The sequence below is a fragment of the Terriglobia bacterium genome, assembly GCA_020073495.1.
GTDB lineage: Bacteria > Acidobacteriota > Terriglobia > Terriglobales > Acidobacteriaceae > JAIQFD01.
The window spans coordinates 61,866-80,764 of the sequence record JAIQFD010000003.1 but is presented as its reverse complement, the minus strand read 5'-3'; the positions used below and the strand labels follow the sequence as shown (position 1 = coordinate 80,764).

General features: G+C 62.7%; 11 protein-coding genes, 1 tRNA gene and 2 pseudogenes. 9 read left to right on the top strand and 5 right to left on the bottom strand.

Annotation, left to right across the window (positions count from 1 at the left end; all coding sequences use genetic code 11):
- Nucleotides 1–206: 206 nt before the first annotated feature.
- From LAN37_07735 to LAN37_07725, 3 genes are all read right to left on the bottom strand, one after another.
- Complete coding sequence (locus tag LAN37_07735) at nucleotides 207–1,016, bottom strand: hypothetical protein (protein MBZ5647096.1); 810 nt, start codon at nucleotides 1,014–1,016, stop codon at nucleotides 207–209.
- Between the two features lie 144 nt (nucleotides 1,017–1,160).
- Complete coding sequence (locus tag LAN37_07730) at nucleotides 1,161–1,973, bottom strand: hypothetical protein (GenBank protein MBZ5647095.1); 813 nt, start codon at nucleotides 1,971–1,973, stop codon at nucleotides 1,161–1,163.
- 164 nt (nucleotides 1,974–2,137) lie between these two features.
- On the bottom strand, nucleotides 2,138–2,686 hold the full coding sequence (locus LAN37_07725) for a BON domain-containing protein (protein ID MBZ5647094.1): 549 nt from the start codon (nucleotides 2,684–2,686) through the stop codon (nucleotides 2,138–2,140).
- A 76-nt stretch (nucleotides 2,687–2,762) separates the two neighbouring features.
- On the opposite strand from LAN37_07725, the gene LAN37_07720 reads away from it, so the two are divergent.
- The 4 genes from LAN37_07720 (at nucleotide 2,763) to LAN37_07705 (ending at nucleotide 4,667) form a co-directional block, all read left to right on the top strand.
- Nucleotides 2,763–3,515, top strand: a complete 753-nt coding sequence (locus tag LAN37_07720; protein MBZ5647093.1) for a metallophosphatase family protein — start codon at nucleotides 2,763–2,765, stop codon at nucleotides 3,513–3,515.
- 99 nt (nucleotides 3,516–3,614) lie between these two features.
- On the top strand, nucleotides 3,615–4,061 hold the full coding sequence (locus LAN37_07715) for a Mov34/MPN/PAD-1 family protein (protein ID MBZ5647092.1): 447 nt from the start codon (nucleotides 3,615–3,617) through the stop codon (nucleotides 4,059–4,061).
- Nucleotides 4,062–4,114: 53 nt separating this feature from the next.
- Nucleotides 4,115–4,189: transfer RNA gene (locus LAN37_07710), tRNA-His, on the top strand.
- Between the two features lie 97 nt (nucleotides 4,190–4,286).
- Nucleotides 4,287–4,667 carry a hypothetical protein gene (locus LAN37_07705; protein MBZ5647091.1) on the top strand — a complete coding sequence of 127 codons (381 nt, stop codon included), beginning with the start codon at nucleotides 4,287–4,289 and terminating at the stop codon, nucleotides 4,665–4,667.
- 170 nt (nucleotides 4,668–4,837) lie between these two features.
- Here LAN37_07705 and LAN37_07700 read toward each other — a convergent pair whose 3' ends face one another.
- Together LAN37_07700 and LAN37_07695 are read right to left on the bottom strand one after the other, a co-directional pair.
- Nucleotides 4,838–6,490: a SpoIIE family protein phosphatase gene (locus LAN37_07700; GenBank protein MBZ5647090.1), complete on the bottom strand. Its 1,653-nt coding sequence runs from the start codon at nucleotides 6,488–6,490 to the stop codon at nucleotides 4,838–4,840.
- 31 nt (nucleotides 6,491–6,521) lie between these two features.
- A complete protein-coding gene (locus LAN37_07695) occupies nucleotides 6,522–8,201 on the bottom strand; it encodes a hypothetical protein (GenBank protein MBZ5647089.1) in 1,680 nt (559 codons plus the stop codon).
- A gap of 206 nt (nucleotides 8,202–8,407) precedes the next feature.
- Between LAN37_07695 and LAN37_07690 the strand changes: the two genes are divergently transcribed.
- The 5 genes and pseudogenes from LAN37_07690 (at nucleotide 8,408) to LAN37_07670 (ending at nucleotide 18,768) form a co-directional block, all read left to right on the top strand.
- Nucleotides 8,408–10,798 carry a protein kinase gene (locus LAN37_07690; protein MBZ5647088.1) on the top strand — a complete coding sequence of 797 codons (2,391 nt, stop codon included), beginning with the start codon at nucleotides 8,408–8,410 and terminating at the stop codon, nucleotides 10,796–10,798.
- A 521-nt stretch (nucleotides 10,799–11,319) separates the two neighbouring features.
- A pseudogene (locus tag LAN37_07685) lies at nucleotides 11,320–12,816 on the top strand (choice-of-anchor D domain-containing protein).
- A 258-nt stretch (nucleotides 12,817–13,074) separates the two neighbouring features.
- A pseudogene (locus LAN37_07680) lies at nucleotides 13,075–13,665 on the top strand (DUF4082 domain-containing protein).
- Nucleotides 13,666–14,094: 429 nt separating this feature from the next.
- Nucleotides 14,095–14,787, top strand: a complete 693-nt coding sequence (locus LAN37_07675; protein MBZ5647087.1) for a DUF4082 domain-containing protein — start codon at nucleotides 14,095–14,097, stop codon at nucleotides 14,785–14,787.
- Nucleotides 14,788–15,054: 267 nt separating this feature from the next.
- Complete coding sequence (locus LAN37_07670; protein ID MBZ5647086.1) at nucleotides 15,055–18,768, top strand: IPT/TIG domain-containing protein; 3,714 nt, start codon at nucleotides 15,055–15,057, stop codon at nucleotides 18,766–18,768.
- Nucleotides 18,769–18,899: the final 131 nt, after the last annotated feature.

The window sequence follows — 18,899 nt, the reverse complement described above, 5'->3', positions numbered from 1 at the left end:
TTCTTCTGAAAAGGCGAATTTGCTGAGCAGGGGCGGGCAGCCCGGGCGACCCTTCCCCACGTCGGAGCACTGACGGGTGATGGCTGACAACAGACAACTGCCGACTGCTCTACTCCGCCTCGCACCACGCGTCTTCGTTGATGTTCTGGATCATGCTCTCATCCGGCGCCCAGGCTGATTTCGCCGGGTCCCTCTTGCTTGCGCGCTCACAGCTTGGAGCGGGGAAATGCCTCCGCGAGCGTGACACCGACCTCGGGCAGATCGCCCTTGCCCAACGCCAGCAGCCGCAGTGGCGCAGCATTCTTCTTGATCTCGCGGCAGTACAGGATGCGCGTCGAGAATTCCCGCAGTCTCGCAAAGGGCCGGAAATGCTTGTTCAGCGTGCACACCAGGACACTGCGTTTGCCCAGCAGTGGGTCGAGGTCATCCAAATAGAACTCCAACGACCAATGGAAGCCGATGCTGAAGAAGGCGTAGATCAGCTCGTAAGGTCCGGGCAACTGACGAAGCGGCAGCGCTGCTGCATCGAAAATCCGGCAATTCGCCATGTGGTTGTAGTCCAAGAAACATCGCAGCAGAGGTAGATTGCCGCAGAACGACGACACATCAGGCCATTGCGGCGGGCGATCATAATGCTTCCCCTTGTACTTGGTTTCCGCGCCGTTGGCATCGTAAAGATGCACTTCGGCGTGCTCTCCCCAAACGCCTCTTTTACTGAAATGAACGACCGAGCGTCCGATCCCTGGCCCAATCTCCAGGACGCGCTGTGGCTTCGGCATCTGCCCGAAAAGCGGGGCCAGCGCTTCGTATTCCCGCTCGGACATCGCATTGGCTGTCGTCTGGCAAAGCAAACGAGAGCGCTCGTCGGCGCGGATCGGCAGGCGTGTAGAAATGAGGCTCACCGCAGCGGCGATCTCCGGCGTGAATGGCGGCGCCAGGAAGACCTGCTCCGCCCGTTCAACGTCCGGATCGAGGATCTTCGCGCCACGCAGCCGGTTCAGTGATGCCTTAAGCAAAAAGCGCACCGCCGCCCCCAGGGCATGACCTGCCCGATGCTTCGTACCAAGCGATTTGAAAGTCTACACCACAGCTTCCAGGCGGGTGGCCCAGGCGAACCTTCCCCACGTCGTAGCGCTGGCGGGTGATGGCTGCCGGCTGCTTTATTCCGCCTCGCACCAGGCGTCTTCGTTGATGTTCTGGATCATGCTCTCGTCCGGCGTCCAGGCTGATTTCGCCGGGTCCCACTTGAGCACGGAGTTGTAGTCCGCCGGCTTGCAGACGAACCTCTTGCCTTTGTACTTGGCGGAACTCTTCGCGCTGCCCTCCACCGTGACCGCGATCTTGCAGGTCAGCCAGAAGCGGCCCTGGCTCTGGTGGAACTCCTTAGCGGCGATCTTGACCCCGAGCACCTTGAAGTCGGGGCGTGCATTGCTCCAACCGGCGGTGAAGATCTTCGCCATGTCCGCGTCGGAGGGTTGCGCGGGCGATCCGGCAGCGGCCAGCTCTTCGACCTGTCCCACCGGCAGTTCGGCGAACTGCCACGCTTTCCCCGTGAGTTTGTAGAGAGCGGCGACGTGGAACTTCGCCTGCGTCTTGTTCGGCCGCTCCACGGTCACGTTGACCATCTGGCGCAGGTAGCTGCCCTCGCGTCCCTTGATGGTGGTGGACCAGGAGGTGTCGTGGAAGCTCCAGTCGCTCCAATCGAACTCGCTGGAGGTGGAGGTCATGGTCTCGGTCTTGCCGGGCTCCGCGTTGAAGGCCGGCTCTCCGATCTTCTCCACCTTCTTGACGGTCTCCTTGGGATAGGTGTCGGCCCACCAATGGCGCACTTGGGCCTCGATCTGCGTCCAAGCGGGCATGGGCGCGCCGGCCATGGTCTTCGGGGCCGGCTTGGCGGCGGTTTGACCACTCAGGGCCGAAGCCGGGAGGACCAGAAGTGCGAAGACGGCGAGGGATCGGGTACGCGGCATCATGGAAGCGCTCCTTCGATCAAATCCGGGGCCGCAATTGCAGGAAAATTGCCGGTGGCGTGCCGGTCAAGATAACCCAACCCGAATTGCGAAAAAAGACTTTTCCGCGGGAAAGAAGGGCGCCTCACGGCGCCCCTCTTCTCTCATCACGCCGAGACCTTGCTGACTTACTTCGGGACCGCGAGGTTATTGGTCACCGAGTACGTCCCGGACACACCCCTGGCCCGGCTGCCGGCGATGATCTTGTCCGCCTGGTTGTCCACGTATCCTTCCAGAGTCACGTGCCCACTTTTCACGATGATGCGGATGGGCTTGTCGGGGTCCAGCTCGTAGCGTTTCAAAATGTCGTATCCGTAGATGGCGCGATAGAGGCGGCGTCGTAGCCGATCGTCCGAGGAGGAGGCCGGCAGGACTTCGATCTTGTTATCAACCTTTTCGACTCCCTCCACCTTCTTCACCGCGGCCTCGGCATCCGCCTTCAGCGATGGCTGGGTGACCTGCCCCAGCAGGGTGACGTCGTAGCCATCCACCTTGAATGCCAGGTTGTCGAAGACGCCGAACCAGGGAAGCATGAGGAGTTCGTGGCGTACCGCCTTCTGAATGCGTTCCGTCGCCTTTTGCGACGGGCCCCGCTTTTGCGCGGAGGTCTGTGCGGACGCGGGGAAGCAGATGGTTACAACCGCGAGTAGCAACAACCAGGATTTCGCTCTCAGCATGATCTCCACTCCTTTCACGATTCCGAGCTTACGCCGGCAGCGGGGTGGCGCGCACTAGCCTATAATCACGCCGCTTATGACGCGCTTCGCCGTGCTGGCCGACATCCACGCCAATGCCTGGGCGCTCGAGGCGGTGCTGGAGGACGTGCATCGGCGCGGCCTGGAAACCATCCTCAATCTGGGCGACGTATTGTACGGCCCGCTCCAGCCGCGCCCCACCTATGATCTCTTGATGCGCGAGAAGGCCGCGAGGACTGTCCAGGGCAACCAGGACCGCGAGATCTACGCAGCGGCCGAGCCCGACCTGGCCGCGAACCCCACGCTCGCGTACACGGTCAAAGATCTCGGGCCCGAACCCATCGCGTGGTTGCGGCAGCTCCCCAGGACGGCGGAGTTGGACTCCGGCGTCTTCCTCTGCCACGGCACGCCGGCCAGCGACACCACTTACCTGCTGGAGGACGTCAGCAGCGGCCGGCCTCTGGTCCGCGCTGAGCAGGACGTGCTGCGCGACCTCGGCGGGGTCACGCATCCCGTCGTGCTCTGCGGGCACACCCACATCCCGCGCCTGGTGCGGCTCGCGAACGGACAGATGATCGCGAACCCGGGCAGCGTCGGGCTCCCGGCGTACGCCGACGACGCGCCCGTGCGCCACCGGATGGAGACCTACTCGCCCCACGCCTCCTACGCCATCCTGCGCCAGGGAGAGGCGGGGTGGTACGTTTCGTTCGTGCGGGTTCCGTACGACCACGAGTCTGCGGCGAAGCAGGCGGCCGCGCTGGGCCGCCACGACTGGGCCCACGCCCTACTGACCGGGCGAATGGCGGGGTGAGCGGCGGCGCCTTCCCCATCCGCCAGCCTGGTCGCGGGCTGGCTGCGGTGGCGCATCGGAATTTGTTCCCGGCCTCGATTGCTGTACTGTATTGGCCCGATGGAAGAGCTTGCCGAAGTCGTGGTCGACCGCAAGGTGCTCGATTCCTTCAAGCGCCGGGCGCTGAAGGTCTATCCCCAGGAGATCTTCGAGCAAGTGGTGGGGCGGATCTCCGGGCCTCAGGCGCGCATCTTTGCCTTCCGCGATCTGGAGCACGTCGCCAAGAACGGCAACGTGTACACCGATGATGACATGAACCCGATGACCGAGGGCGAGGACGAGAGCAGATTTGAGATCCTGGGGACCATCCATACCCATCCCCAGGACACGGTCGAGCCCAGCGATCTCGACTGGGAAACGATGCAGAAGGATGGCGAGCTGGTGATGGGCATCTGCTCCATCCGCAAGACCGCCAAACGAAGGTTTGTCAGCTTCGCTTTCTACAGCAGCAGCAAAGTTCACCTTCAGTTGACCATCAGCGAGGAAAACACCTCGGCCACGGGTTGAGAGCGTTGATCGGTCACCTGTCCGCGACTGTTATAATCGAAGCATCTTCTACGGCGGGCGTAGTTCAGCGGTAGAACACCGGACTGTGGCTCCGGCTGTCGTGGGTTCGATCCCCACCGCCCGCCCCAATGAAATCGTCGGGATCGCCGGGATGAAGACAGCGGCACTCTACGACTCCTTCCACGTTCCATCCCCTTGATGATTCCGCTATAGTTGGCGGCACGTATGCGAAGGTTTGCGATCTGGGCAGCGGTGATGGGCGCCGTCTGGCTGGCGGCGGCGCAGGAGAAGCCGGAGGTCCCAAAGGTGGATGGCGGCGCCGGCGCCTGCTGGGTGGACTTCACCGTGACCGCGGAGCGAAAGCCGGTGTACAACGCCAAGATCCACGTGCTGGTGCGCTATGGGCTGGTGCACAAGGTCGACCTCGAGGTGGGGACGAACTCCGAGGGAAAGGCGCGGGTGGCCGGAATCCCGCAAAATGTCAAGAAGCCGCCGCTGGTGTTCGACATCCGCAAGGACCTTGCGGTGACGACGGTCTCGCACGATCCAGCCAGCAACTGCCATGCCAGCTATGACGTGGCGCTTCCGACCACTCCCTCGAAGTAACAACATCCGCAAGAAAGCGCATTGCTTCGGAGATCGAGAGGCTCCGCCCGCCGACACCGAGCTCAGGATGACAATCCTGAAGACCTGCTTTGGGCAGGGGTCCTTCGACTCGGCGCGGCAAAGACCACCGCGCCTCGCTCAGGATGACGCCAACCAAGAGTCGTTCCCGACTAGCCGCGGTAGGTGAGTTCAAAGACGGTGCAGTCGTCGCTGAAGGGGACGCCGGCGCAGAAGCTGCGCACGTCGGTAAAGATGGCTTCGAAGGGATTGGGTTGGGCGGCGGCGGCCTCGAGGCGCTCGTCGCCGAAAAACTCGCCCTGGCCGTTCTCGGCCTCGGTGACGCCGTCGGTGAACAGCACCAGGCGGTCGCCCGGGACCAGCTTGCGCCGACCGCACTGATAGGTAGCGCCGGGAAGCAGTCCGAGCGGCACGTTGGATTCCTTCATGCGCTCCACTTTCCCGTTGGAGACGAGGACAGGCTGCACGTGGCCGCAATTCACGAAGACCAGTTCGCCGTCGCGGGAAATGTGGGCGATGAAGACGGTGGCGTACTTCTCGCCCAGGGCCTTCTGGACCAAAAAGTCATTCGTGGTCTGTGCCAGACGCTCCAGGGGGACGGCGGCGGTGAGGTTGGTGTAGATCATTCCCTGGAGGATGGAAGCCAGCAGCGCAGCGGAAACTCCCTTCCCGCAGACGTCGGTGATGACCACGGCGACGCCGTTGTCGGTGGGCACGACGTCGTAGAAATCCCCTCCAATATCTTTGCAGGCCACGTTCGTGGCCTGGATCTGAGCGAAGGGCAATTCCGGGATGGTGACCGCCATGAGCCGCTGCTGGATGGAGGCGGCGATGGTGAGCTCCTGCTGGTAGCGGCGGGCGGCTTCCTCGGCCTGGACCAGGCGGGCGTTCTCGACCAGCGCGGCGGCTTCGGTCGCGATCGCGTTCAGGATGTCCTTGCTGACGATGGAGAGGTCGCGGGAGGCGTAGCGACTGTCCATATAAAGGACGCCGGTGACCCCGGCGGTGGGCGCGGGCTTGCCTCCGGCTTTTCCCTGCACCGAATGCTTGCGGAAGGGAATGCAGATCACGGTGCGCAGGTCGTAGGCGATGACGCTCTTGCGGGTGGCGATCTCAGCGGTCTTGGTGGTGTCGGTGACGTGGTAGGCGGAGGCCGAGGCTGCTGCCTCTTCGATGATGGAACGGGAGACGGTGGTGTCATCCAGCAGGGGCTCGCCCTTGCTGTTACGGCCGACGGCGAGGGCCAGCTTGCCATCGGGCTCGCGCAGGAAGACGTAGCCGCGCTCGGCGCCGGTCAGGCGCAATGTGGCCTCGATCAGAGTGACCAGAATCTCTTCCAGGACGCCGGTGGTGTTGAGCTTGCGCGCGGCGTCGAGAAACAGGGTCAGCTTCTCCAGATCGGAGGTGGCGGTGCCCGAGGGCATGGAGATGCCGGAGATCTGGCTGAGGAACTCGCGGGCGGTGCTGGTGGTGGCAGCGGTGGGAGAGAAGACCAGGTAGGGGCCGCCGCGGGCGCCGAACTCGACGCGATCATTGGGGGCAAGCTTCTGGCGTTCGACCTTGGCGCCGTTGACGTAGGTCCCGTGGCGGCTGCCGACATCGACCAGGATGAAGTCTTCCCCATGGAGCTGAATCTCGGCATGGTCGCGCGAGATGCGGGGATCGGCGATGACCAGGTCCTTGTCGGTCTTACGGCCGACGGTGAAAGGGGTGCGGTCGAGCTTGATGGTGCGCTGCTCGCCACCCTGCACGAAGACGACCTCGGGCAGGGGCCGGATCGAGGTTGCTGTGGCGGATGGGGCCATAAAAGTGCGCAGGAAGTAACACAGGTTAGCACTAATCGGCCGGAAGAGGGTATGGGCCCTCTTCTGTGCGGCACTGGAGCAGCGCGAGCAGGAGCCAGAGGGCGGCGGCGAGGGCCGAGATCACGCCGCCCCAGAGCCGGTCGGGGGTACGGGTGAAGCGGAGTTCGACGCGGCTGGCGCCGGCGGGAAGTCGAATGAGCATCTGGCTGGTGTTGGGCCGCGCTTGCGCCTCGGCGGGGCGGCCGTTGACGGTGACGCGCCAGGCGGGGTAGGTCATCAGGCGCAAGGCGACCATGACGGGCTGCTGGGCGTGGACGGTGAAGACTTTGCGCTCGGCGCGCCAGCGTTCCAGGTGAAGCAAAGCGTGGGGCGCGACGCCGTCCACGGGCTCGACGGCAACGTTGGCGACTTTCGGGTCGAGGTCGTAGTGATCGGAGCCGCGCGTGCCGTACTCGTCGGCGCCGAAGTAGCCTTTGCCCTGGACGAGGATGGACTGGTAGAGATCGTTGGCGCCGTCGGAGTCCCACCAGGCGTGATGCGCGAGCAGAACGGCGCAGAGGGCGAGGGCGAGGACGGAGCCGGCCCAAAAGAACGCGCGTCCGCGACGCGCCACAGCGGCGGCCAAGAGCACCGCCAACACAGCATTGAAGGCGAAAAGCCAGCGCCAGGGGAACTGCACGAAGTGGAGCTCGGGAAGGAAGCGCCAGGCAAGCGTGGTGATGCGGAGCATCAAAAGAGCCGAGGCGCCCAGCAGGGTAATGAGCGGCCACCAGGCGTCGCGGCGCTCGCGCAGCTTGCGACCGGCGAAGAGGGCGAGGGCGGCGACCAGCATCTCGGCGACCGCGATCTTGGACACGCGGAAATTGAAATAGGTGTGCTCCGGATCGCTGGTCCAGGTGAAGAGGAAGTTGTCCTGCGGCCGCAGGCCGGAAGCGAGGGCCTCGACGATGTTGACCCAGCGCTGCTCGTAGGCGGCGGGCAGGATATAAAACGTCGCCAGCGCGAATCCGAGCAGGAGGGCGCAGGCGCCGAGGGGGATCCCGCGCCAGGAGCGGCGCTGGAGTGCAGTGACGGCGAGCAAAAGGGCGACGGTGTAGGTCGAGACCACGGCGGCGGGGGCATTCATCAGCCAAGCGGCGGCGACGACAGCGGCCAGAGGCAGCACGGCGCGCCGCTCTCCCTGGCCGGCGCGGATCGCGTACAACACCACCAGGGGGAAAATGGCGCTGGCCAGCAGTTCGGCGAAATCGCTGCGCCAGTAAATATGGAGCTGGTGGTAGGGATTCACGGCGTACAGGAGCGCGGCAAATCCGGCATCGTCCGGGGGCAGCCACTCGCGGGCCAGGCGGAACATGCAGGCTCCGGCCAGCACCATGCAGATCCAGAAGAACGCCCCCGGGACCATGGGCCAGGGCAGCAGCAGAGAGAGCGCCGCGCCCAGCATCCAGGAGAGTGGCGGGTAGAAGACGAATCGCGGCTCGCCGTAGCCCCAGTTGGCCAGCTCGGCCCAGCGCGGGTAGAGCACGCGCTGGTGCCACTGGTGCACGACGTCCATCCAGGAGGCGAGATGGAATTCGAAGTCGTGTCCGGAGGCGTTGCCGAAGATCATGAAGGGCACGAGAAGAGCGAGCGCAGCCGCGGCGACCAGCAGCAGCGTGATCCCCAGCGGCTTGTGAGAGGCGTGCACCTGCCGACCAGCATACCGAAACATCGGGTGTTGGGAAGCGGTATCAGGGGCGCCGGTAGGGGCCAAAACGCCCGAAAAGCGAGGTTGAACTGTTCGTTGTCATGCCCCCGGCGGCATCTCACCGGGGAGCATCCCGAGTGGTGAGCGAAAACCGGGTTTTGACGGCGCCGCGGTAGCCTATCGCCTGGCTGTTGCAGTTCGCGTTGACTCGACTGCAATCGCAGCCTAACATGCAGCAGCTTGTGGAGGCTCCCGAACCCAACGTCGGAGGGACGCTCGGCCACTATCGCGTGCTGGAGCGGATTGGAGCGGGCGGGATGGGCGTGGTCTTCCGTGCCCACGACGAGCGCCTGGACCGCGATGTCGCAATCAAGCTTTTGCCACCCGGCGCGGTTAACGACGAGCCAGCCCGAAAGCGTTTCCGTAAAGAAGCGCTGACTGTCTCCAAGCTCAACCATCCCAATATTGCCACGATCTATGATTTTGACTCCCAGGAGGGTGTGGACTTCCTGGTTATGGAGCTCATTCCGGGAGCAACGCTGGACGAAAAACTGGCCGCGGGTCCCCTATCGGAAAAGGAAATTCTTCGCTTGGCAACACAAATGGTCGAGGGGCTGGCGGCAGCGCACGCCCACGGAGTAGTGCACCGAGACCTAAAGCCCGGCAACCTGCGGGTTACGCCCGACGGTCGTCTAAAAATCCTCGATTTCGGTCTGGCCAAACTCTTTCTGCCTGCCAGCCCGACTGCAGCGACCGAGAGTCTAATCCAGAGCCAGGCATTGAGCGGAACGCTGCCCTACATGGCGCCCGAGCAGTTGCTGAGCGAGGCAGTCGATGGGCGCACGGACATCCACGCCTTCGGGACTGTGCTCTACGAAATGGCCACCGGCCAGCGACCTTTCACGGAAACACAAAGCTCGCGGCTGACCGACTCTATCCTTCATCAGATACCAGTCTCTCCGCGGGCGGTCAATGCGCGAGTTTCGCCTGAGCTGGAACGCATCATCATGAAGTGCTTGGAGAAGGCCCCGGAAAACCGCTACCAGTCGGCTCGCGAGCTAGAAGTGGACATGCGTCGGCTGGGACTCTCGGCGTCATTACCCACGGGACGGGTCGGTGCGAAGTCGCAGGCCAGTCGGCGGATTCCCCTGATCGTTGCGGCCGCGGTGCTTATCGCCCTTGTGGTGCTGCTATCGGCGACGAACCCGAGTCACTGGCGAGATCGGCTGTCCAATGCAGCAAGGCCAGAACATATCGAGTCGCTGGCGGTACTGCCGCTGACCAACCTTTCCGGTGACCCCGCACAGGACTACTTTGCTGACGGAATGACGGAGGAGTTGACCACGGAACTCGCCCATATTGGTGCCTTGCGGGTTATCTCCAGAACCTCGGTCATGCAATACAAGAGCGTTCGCAAGCCTCTTCCGGAGATCGCACGTGAACTAAACGTGGATGCCGTGCTGGAAGGCTCGGTGCTGCGTTCGGGGAATCGCGTGCGGATTACAGCCCAGCTCATTCAGGCAGCCGCCGACAAACATCTTTGGGCAGAGAGCTACGATCGTGACCTGCACGACATTTTGGACTTGCAGCAACAGGTAGCTCGCGACGTTGCCCAGCAAGTCCGTATCAAGCTGACGCCTCAAGAGACGAGCCGACTTGCCAACCGCCGCCCGGTCGATCCCGAGGTCCACGATGCCTATCTCCAGGGTCTCTATCATCTCAACAAGGGGACCGACAAGGATCTGCACACGGCGATTGAGTACTTCCAGCGGGCCATAGCCAAGGACCCCACCTCCGCTCTGGCCTATTCCGGCTTGGCCGACTGCTACGTTGCTCTTTCAACTTTTTATTGGCCTCCCCGGGACGCTATGCCGAAATCAAAGGCAGCAGCCTTGAAGGCTTTGGACCTGGACGAGTCTCTGTCCGAAGCACACACATCCCTGGGGAACGTCTACTTTTTCTATGACTGGGACTGGTTGTCGACAGAGCGAGAGGCGAAGCGGGCCATTGAACTCAATCCTAACAATGCGAACGCCCATGACCTTTATGGCACTTACCTTACAGCGACGGGCCGGACTGAGGAGGCGTTGGCGGAGTTGCAGCGCGCTTACGAGCTCGACCCCTTCTCCCTCGGCATCTTGGCGGATAGATCGTTCTGGCCGTTCATGGCGCGTAGGTACGATTTAGCTATTGCAAACGGGCGCAAGGCGATCGAAACGGAACCAAACCTTGCGTTTGCACACTCCTCTTTGGCATTGGCCTATGCACAGAAGGGGCGATTTCCCGAGGCCATCGTCGAAGCGGATACCGCACACCGGCTAGACGACAGCCCGCTGATCGCGTCGTTCCGTGCTGGCGTCTATGCCGTCGCTGGCCGGAAAACGGAGGCAAACAAAGCTTTAGGCGACATCGAGGAGCAAATGAAGAGCCGTTACTCATGCGCCTACGAGGTGGCAATCGTATACGTATCCCTTGGACAAAAAGATAGGGCTTTCGAGTGGTTCCAAAAAGCCTATGATGCTCGCTCGGACTGCATGGTTCTGCTCAAGATAGATCCGCGTCTCGATTCCCTCCACGGCGATCCGCGTTACCAGTCACTCATACGGAGTCTCGGTCTGTGACAGCAGGCCTCGCTGTGACGGAATCCTGAGGTTTCGCCACACCCTTTTCGTCCCGCCTTACCCCTCCTGCAAAATGACCTTGCGGGCTGCGCTGCCTCGTGCGGCACGTAATCCACGCCTCGGCAGGCATCCCGCACCGCCCCAGGTCCAGCAGGTCGGCCTTGCGGAAACCGGTGCGGTCGCGGATCGAGCTGATGCTCTCCGGTTTGCCAGTGGAGAAATTTTCGATGCCGCGCACCGTTTCGCCCTTCGCGACCAGCGCTGCGCCAGGGATAAACCTATGACTCCCGCGATGCCTGTGATCAGATACGTCGCCATGTCCTGCCCATAAGATGCTCTTCGGCCTCGGTCACGGCATCCCGTGACCATGCTCACTGCAAGAATCGTTGGTTCGTGATTCATTCACCCGTGTTCCGATTCCAGAACAGATTCGCTCGAAATCAGCGCCCTCGAAGTAGGCTCGCGCATACTTGTGAGCGAAATCTTACGACGCAGCCAGCAACGCCCTCGGAGGTCCCATTATGTCGATCCTGGGACGAGCTCTTGCGGCCCTGATCCTGCTTTCATTGGCAGCCATTGGCGCGCCGGCGCAGAACACCATCTACGTTCCCTCGGGTCAGCCCACCATCCAGAAAGGGATTGACGCTGCACAAAACGGGGACACCGTCCTGGTCGCACCCGGTACCTACCAGGAAAACGTCAATTTCAAGGGGAAGGCAATCACGGTGACCAGCTCCGGGGGACCGGCGGTGACCACCATCGACGGCGGCGGCCAGGAAACAGTGGTGACGTTCAAGACCGGCGAGAGCACCGCGTCGACGCTAAACGGGTTCACAATCACGAATGGCAATGGGTACGTGAGCTTTGGCGGTGGAGGAATCACAATCAAGTATGCGTCACCGACGGTCACCAACAATGTGATCATCGGAAACAGAGCATACAGGGGAGTGGGAATTCAGATCTGCTGCGGTTCACCTGTGATCCGCGGGAACACCGTGACCAACAACATCGACACCGGTGCCTTTGGTGCAGGAATCCAGATTAATGCTCCATCGGAAGCTCAGATCGTGGAGAACATGGTCTCGTACAACCAAGGCGCCTTCGGTGGGGGGATTGAAGTGGACGCGGCAAGCCCGTTGATCTCCGGAAACAAGATCCTGGCCAACAGCGTGTATGGTGATGGCGGCGGATTAGTAGTGAACTACGGACATCCGCTGGTGGTGAACAACGTCATCGCGGCCAATTCGGCGGGCGGAAAAGGCGGTGGAATCTATGTCAGCACAGACATCGGACCTCAGGGACCAGTCTTCCTCAACAATACGATCGTCGATAATCAATCCACCAGTAATACATGGCCATTTGTCACGGCGGATGTTCATGTCTTGAGGTACGACGGAGGTGCTTCAGTTCTGCTGGCAAACAATCTTGTCTACACGAGTGTGAACCAGGCGGCGATCTATTGCACTCTGACGAGCGATGGTGTCGTTCCTACGTTCTTGTCGAACGACGTTATTAACACGAATGGTGCGAACTATGCTGGCATGTGCACCGACGTCAGCGGAACGAACGGCAACATCTCAGTGGATCCTCTGTTCGTCAACCGCGCCGTTCGCAATTTTCATCTCCAGCCGAATTCGCCGGCACTGGACGCTGGCGACAACGGGGCGAGCAACCTTCCGGCAAAGGACCTGGACGGGAATCCGCGGATCGCAGACGGCAACAACGACTGCGTCGCAACCGTGGACATGGGCGCGTATGAACTAACGAAAACGGTAGGCGGGACCTTCGCGCCTGCCAGCGTCGATTTCGGCGACCAGCTTACCAACACCACCAGTGCGCCAATGATCGTCACCTTTACGAGTAGCGGCGGCACCTGCTTGCTGTTGTCCGGAATCACTGCCAGCGGAGACTTCGCCGAAGCACAGACCTGCCCGGCCAAGATGCCCGCGGGGACGAGTTGTCCCGTGAGCGTCACGTTCACACCGAGCACCACGGGCCTGCGCACCGGGACCCTGGCGGCGGCGGGGAATTTCAGCGGGGCGCCGCCAACGGCCGCCTTGTCCGGCAATGGAGTTGTTGCGTCTATCCAACTGAGCCCCGCCAGCCTGAACTTCGGCAACCAACTGGTGGGAGTACCGAGCGGGCCACTGCCGGTGACGGTCACCAATGTTGGAACGGGAACGCTTTTCATCTTTGGGATCTCAACGACAGCCGAGTTCACCTGGACGTCGGATTGCGGAACTTCTCTCGCGCCCAACGCAAGCTGCACCATTCGGATCGTGTTCACGCCGGCAGCGGTCGGACCCCGGAGCGGGACTTTCACCGTCAGCAGCAACGCGCCAACGGGCTCGCCGACAGTCACCCTCCTGGGGAACGGCGTGGCCCAGCAGCAGCTGTACGCCATCTGGAGCAATGCGACGCCGGCCGTGATCGACGCGGGCGCCGACTCCTCGGTGGAGTTGGGAGTGAAGTTCACCGCGGACGTAGGCGGGACGATTCAGGGGATCCGGTTCTACAAGGCGGCGGCGAACACGGGGACGCACACGGGAAGCCTGTGGGACAGCCAGGGACACCTGCTGGCGACGGCGACCTTCACCGGGGAGACGGCCTCGGGATGGCAGCAGGTGAACTTCGCGGCTCCGGTGACGATCACGGCCAACACCGTGTACGTGGCCTCGTACCACACCAGCGTGGGGCACTACAGCCTGACGAGCAAGTACTTCGCCACGTCGGGGGCGGACAATCCGCCGCTGCATGCGCCGGCCAGCGGGACGGTGGGCGGCAACGGGGTGTACAAGTACGGGGCCAGCACGGTGTTCCCGAAGAGCAGCTACAACGCGAGCAACTACTGGGTGGACGTGGTATTTGCGACGACGGCGACTGCGGACTTCACCGTCTCGGCCGCGCCCAGTTCGGTGACGGTGGCGCAGGGGAACAGTGGGACCTCGACCATCACGACCACGATCAGCGGAGGCTTCAACGCGGGGATCACGCTGAGTACGTCGGCGTTGCCCAGCGGGGTGACGGCGGCGTTCGTGCCCAACCCGATCGCGGCGCCGGGCTCGGGAACGTCGACGCTGACCTTCACGGCCAGTGCATCGGCGGCGGTGGGGACGACGACGGTGACCATCACGGGGTTGGGCGGGGGGATCACGCACACCACGACGGTGCAGCTGACAGTGACTCAGCCGGACTTCACCGTCTCGGCCGCGCCCAGTTCGGTGACGGTGGCGCAGGGGGGTTCCGGGACCTCGACCATCACGACCACGATCTCTGGCGGCTTCAACGCAGGAATCATGCTGAGCACGTCGGCGTTGCCCAGCGGGGTGACGGCGGCGTTCGCGCCCAACCCGATCGCGGCGCCGGGCTCGGGAACGTCGACGCTGACCTTCACGGCCACGGCATCGGCGGCGGTGGGGACGACGACGGTGACCATCACGGGGACGGGCGGGGGGATCACGCACACCACGACGGTGACGTTGACGGTGCAATCGGGAACGGCCGCGGCGTCCTCGATCTGGAGCAATGCGACGCCGGCGGTGGTAGATGCGGGAGCGGATTCCTCGGTGGAGTTGGGAGTGAAGTTCACGGCGGACATAGGCGGCACGATCCAGGGGATCCGCTTCTACAAGGCGGCGGCGAACACGGGGACGCACATCGGAAGCCTGTGGGACAGCCAGGGGCATCTGCTGGCGACGGCGACCTTCACCGGGGAGACGGCCTCGGGATGGCAGCAGGTGACCTTCTCGTCTCCGGTGACCATCACCGCCAACACTGTGTACGTGGCCTCGTACCACACCAGCGTGGGGCACTACAGCCTGACCAGCAAGTACTTCGCCACGTCGGGGGCGGACAATCCGCCGCTGCATGCGCCGGCGAGCGGGGCGGTGGGCGGCAACGGGGTGTACAAGTACGGGGCCAGCACCGTGTACCCCGCCAACAGCTACAACGCCACCAACTACTGGGTGGACATAGTGTTCGCGCAGTGACGTTGCAATCTTGATACTGCCGGGCACGCGTACTCGGTGTCGCCAGCCGCATGGGTCGGCGCCGGGTAGCTGCTTTGCTCTTTTCATTACTATTTGGTTAGAAAAGGGGGCAAGCGCGCTAGCCACCGGTCACGGCCGGGTAACACGGGGGAATAGCCGAAGGTAACTACCCGATACACAAATCCTGTTTAACTCTGGCCCGAAATTCACTAATATCTAGCCGCACCCCCGGTTGCATGCGGTAGTAAGGCGCAGGAGGCCCGATTCGTGCGTACGGAGGATTGTACCCAGCACCGCGTCTTTATCTTGAGCCGCCTCCTGATTGCCCTGTTTCTGCTCATTATCCTCAGTAGTTTGGGCGGATGTGGATTCGGTGCAGGGCAATCTCAAAGCGATGTCACAAAGGGCTCCAGCGGGATCACTCTCACCGCCATTGCTCCTTCTTCTGGCCCACAAACGGGTGGGACGACTGTCAACTTGACCGGCACAGGGTTCGTGGCCGGCATGACGGTCAATATTGATACCACTGCGGCGACCTCCGTCACCATCCAGAGCACATCCAGCGCAACCGCGGTCACGCCGGCCCATGCTACGGGAGTTGTCGCAGTCCAGGTCAGCTCGCAGGGAACTGCCGCCAGCCTTCCTTCGGCTTTCACCTACACCCCGGCGTTCAGTGTCACCGGAATAAGTCCAAATAGCGGACCCGTAGCCGGCGGGGCGACTGCGACGGTTAGTGGCTCGGCATTCCAGGCCGGCGCCACCGTTCTATTCGGTGGCGTGCCTGCAACCGTGGTGAACACAACGGCGACGCAGATTACGGTCACGACGCCACCCGGGCCAGCCGGCATCGTGGATGTGAGGGTGAATAATCCAGACGGGCAGACCCAGACGCTTGCCGGTGCGTACACCTACACGGCCGCTTTGACGGTGAGCTTGGTGACGCCGGCGTCGGGTCCTTCCACGGGCGGGAATTTCGTTACCATCAATGGCGTCGCATTCCAAAATGGGGCGAGCGTACTTTTCGGGGGTACGGTTGCACCATTCGTGAGTTTCATCAGCAGCACCCAGCTTCAGGCAACGACGCCGGCCCACGCAATCGGGGCCGTGAATGTGCAGGTCACGCAAGGCGGGCAGACGGCTACCCTGGCGAATGGCTACACCTACCAGGGCACCATGACCATCTTGGGGCTGGCGCCGAACAGCGGCGGAACCGGCACCCTGGTCACCTTGAACGGTACGGGATTCCAGAACGGCGCGAAGGTGTCGTTTGGGGGTGTGGCGGCCACCCAAGTCAATTTCGTCAGTTCTTCCCAGATATCTGCGGTCGCGCCCAACCATGCCGCAGGTGCGGTCGACGTCGTGGTGACCAATGCTGACGGACAAGTGATCACGCTTCCCGCGGCATTTTCGTACGTTCCGCTGACGATCTCCTCGTTGCAGCCGAACTCCGGGCCGGTTGCGGGTCAGACCTCGGTAATCATCAACGGCACCAGCTTCCAGCCGAACGCCACGGTCACCTTTGGCGGTGTGGCGGCGTTGGCGGTGTCAGTCGTGACATCAAACGAGATCACCGCTGTTACTCCCGCCGGGGCGGCCGGAGCCGTGGATGTTGTGGTCAAGAACCCGTCGGGCGAGACTGCGACTGCGACGGCGGCTTTCACCTACGTACCGCCGGTGACCATCAACAGTCCGCTCGTGCCCGCAAATGGCGTGGCATCGGGCGGGACTGTCGTCGCCATCACGGGAAGCAACTTTGAGCCCGGCGTGACGGTCTTGTTTGGCGGCATCACCGCACCAGTGGTCGTTTTCAATAACCCCGGCTCCTTGACCGTCACGACGCCTCCGCATGCGGCGAGCGCGGTCCCGGTCGATGTGACGGTGATCAACCCGGACGGCGGAACGGCGACTCTTGCCGGTGGCTATACGTACACGCCTGCCGTCGTTGTCAGCAGCATCACTCCGGCGACCGGACCTGGCGGAGGAGGCACGATCGTTACCATCACCGGCGCGGGATTCTCCAATGTGCCGACCTTGCCGACGGTGTTCTTCGGCGCTACGCAAGCCGTCTCCGTGACCTTCAACAGTCCCACTCAATTGACGGCCACGACGCCCGCAGGGGCGGGGACCGTCAATGTGAAGGTAGTGAATCCTGACGCGACCAGTTCCACGCTGGCGTCTGCATTCACCTATGTCGCTGCACCGGCTCTCAACAGTGTCGCTCCGAACACTGGTCCGGCGACTGGAGGGACCGTGGTCACGCTCACCGGTGCCAACTTTGTCTCCGGTGCGCTCGCAAGCTTCCAAGGAGTGGCTGCGGCAACGACATTCGTGAGTAACACCAAGTTAACGGCAGTCACCCCGCCGCAAAATGCGAGTACCGTTGATGTGCAGGTCACGAATCCAGACGGCCAGAACGCCATCCTGATGGGCGCATTCCAATACGTCGTGGTCAAGGGTGGCGGCGGTTCGAATCCAACAATCTCTAACGTAAGTCCTTCCTTCGGCGGGACCTCCGGCGGCGACAGCGTATTGATCTCGGGCGCAAATTTCAACAACGGGGCGACGGTCACATTCGGTGGCGTGGCAGCGCCCTCAGTCGTGGTCAACTCGGGTGCGCAGATCGCGGCTTCGACCCCTCCTGGTTCCGTGGGGGCAGTGGATGTCACGGTCACCAACACGGATGCGACGACGGGCACGCTGCCGGCGGGGTACACCTACCTGGGCCTGTCGATCATTTCGCTGAACCCGAACTCCGCTTCCATCCTGGGAGGGACCCAGGTCACGATCACCGGAACCTTATTCCAGAACGGGACCAAGATCACCTTCGGCGGCATACCCGCGACCCTGGTCACATTCGTTAACTCGACCACCCTCATCGCCATCACGCCGGCACACGCGAGCGGACCGGTCGATGTGACCGCAACCAACCCCGACAGTTCGACCGGCACTCTGCCCGGTGGGCTCATCTATGGTCCGCCGCCGACCATCACGAACCTGACGCGGCAAGTCGGCACCACCGCGGGGGGCACGATCTTCACCATCAACGGCACGGGGTTCGAGAACGGTTTGACGGTGAAGTTCGGCGCCACCCAGGCCCCGACCGCACAAGTGCTGACTTCCACACAGATCCGTGTGACGACGCCACCGCATGCGCCGGGCTTTGTGAACGTGACGGTCACGAATCCTGACGCCACGAACGGCACGGCGAACAACGCCTTCGACTTCGAGCCGGCTGAGACAACGTTTTACTTTAACAACGCCTTCGAGGCTGGCGTCTTCGATCCTCTGACCGCGGGACACTTCTCCGGCAGCGGTCTGAACACGGTCATCAGCACCGACGTAGCGGTTTCCGGTACGCACTCGGTGAAGTGCGAGGTGGATGCGGGGCAGGCGTCGGGGATCTCGCGACTCCAGTACCTGTGGAGCCATGCGGGAGAGCCGCCCAACCCAGGGCTGGCCAACCCCAACGGGTTCTACCAGCGCTGGTACCTGTACTTTGCGCCGGGGTCGATTGGGCACGTCATCAACGGCCCCAACAGTGCCCAGATGAAGCTGCTGCTGAACCGGTACGACCTCTGCTGCGGTGGTCTTACTCACTATCCGTGGTTCATGGTGTCGCTGGGCCTGTCAGCCGGAGGCACGCCTCTCAACAGGATGATGGCGCTGGAAGATTCCGGCATCGACAATGGCGCCGCCAACATCGCCACCAAGATCGTGCTGCAGGAGGGGGTCTGGTACGAGATCGAGACCCACTTTGTGCGCGACGGCGTGAACCACGTGGGCCAAGCGACGATCTGGGTCAACGGCCAGTTGCAGGGCCAGACGCCATTCCTCCCGGGGTTGGGGAGCGACATCCCCACGGCGCAGGAGTCCGCACTCTACGGCGCGGTGTATGTGCAGTCCCAGATCGGCACGGTGACCGTGTACGTGGACGACGCGGCCGCGGCGGACGGATTCATCGAGCCGACGTTCTATCCATAGCGTTCCGACCGTGCTTCGCGGCCGGCCTGAGGATTATTTGCACACCCCCGAGTCCCCGTCCGGGGGTGTTAACATGGAAAGAAATCCTGCCAATGCTTGCGCGACTAGGCTGAATCGAATGTCTTCAGTGG

What these genes read in the sequence shown, in the direction of transcription:
- LAN37_07705 (MBZ5647091.1), top strand. Translation starts at nt 4,287, where the DNA reads ATGCGAAGGTTTGCGATCTGGGCAGCGGTGATGGGCGCCGTCTGGCTG.
- LAN37_07730 (MBZ5647095.1), bottom strand. Translation starts at nt 1,973, where the DNA reads ATGATGCCGCGTACCCGATCCCTCGCCGTCTTCGCACTTCTGGTCCTC.
- LAN37_07675 (MBZ5647087.1), top strand. Translation starts at nt 14,095, where the DNA reads ATGCTGAGCACGTCGGCGTTGCCCAGCGGGGTGACGGCGGCGTTCGCG.
- LAN37_07700 (MBZ5647090.1), bottom strand. Translation starts at nt 6,490, where the DNA reads ATGGCCCCATCCGCCACAGCAACCTCGATCCGGCCCCTGCCCGAGGTC.
- LAN37_07695 (MBZ5647089.1), bottom strand. Translation starts at nt 8,201, where the DNA reads ATGTTTCGGTATGCTGGTCGGCAGGTGCACGCCTCTCACAAGCCGCTG.
- LAN37_07725 (MBZ5647094.1), bottom strand. Translation starts at nt 2,686, where the DNA reads ATGCTGAGAGCGAAATCCTGGTTGTTGCTACTCGCGGTTGTAACCATC.
- LAN37_07720 (MBZ5647093.1), top strand. Translation starts at nt 2,763, where the DNA reads ATGACGCGCTTCGCCGTGCTGGCCGACATCCACGCCAATGCCTGGGCG.
- LAN37_07715 (MBZ5647092.1), top strand. Translation starts at nt 3,615, where the DNA reads ATGGAAGAGCTTGCCGAAGTCGTGGTCGACCGCAAGGTGCTCGATTCC.
- LAN37_07690 (MBZ5647088.1), top strand. Translation starts at nt 8,408, where the DNA reads ATGCAGCAGCTTGTGGAGGCTCCCGAACCCAACGTCGGAGGGACGCTC.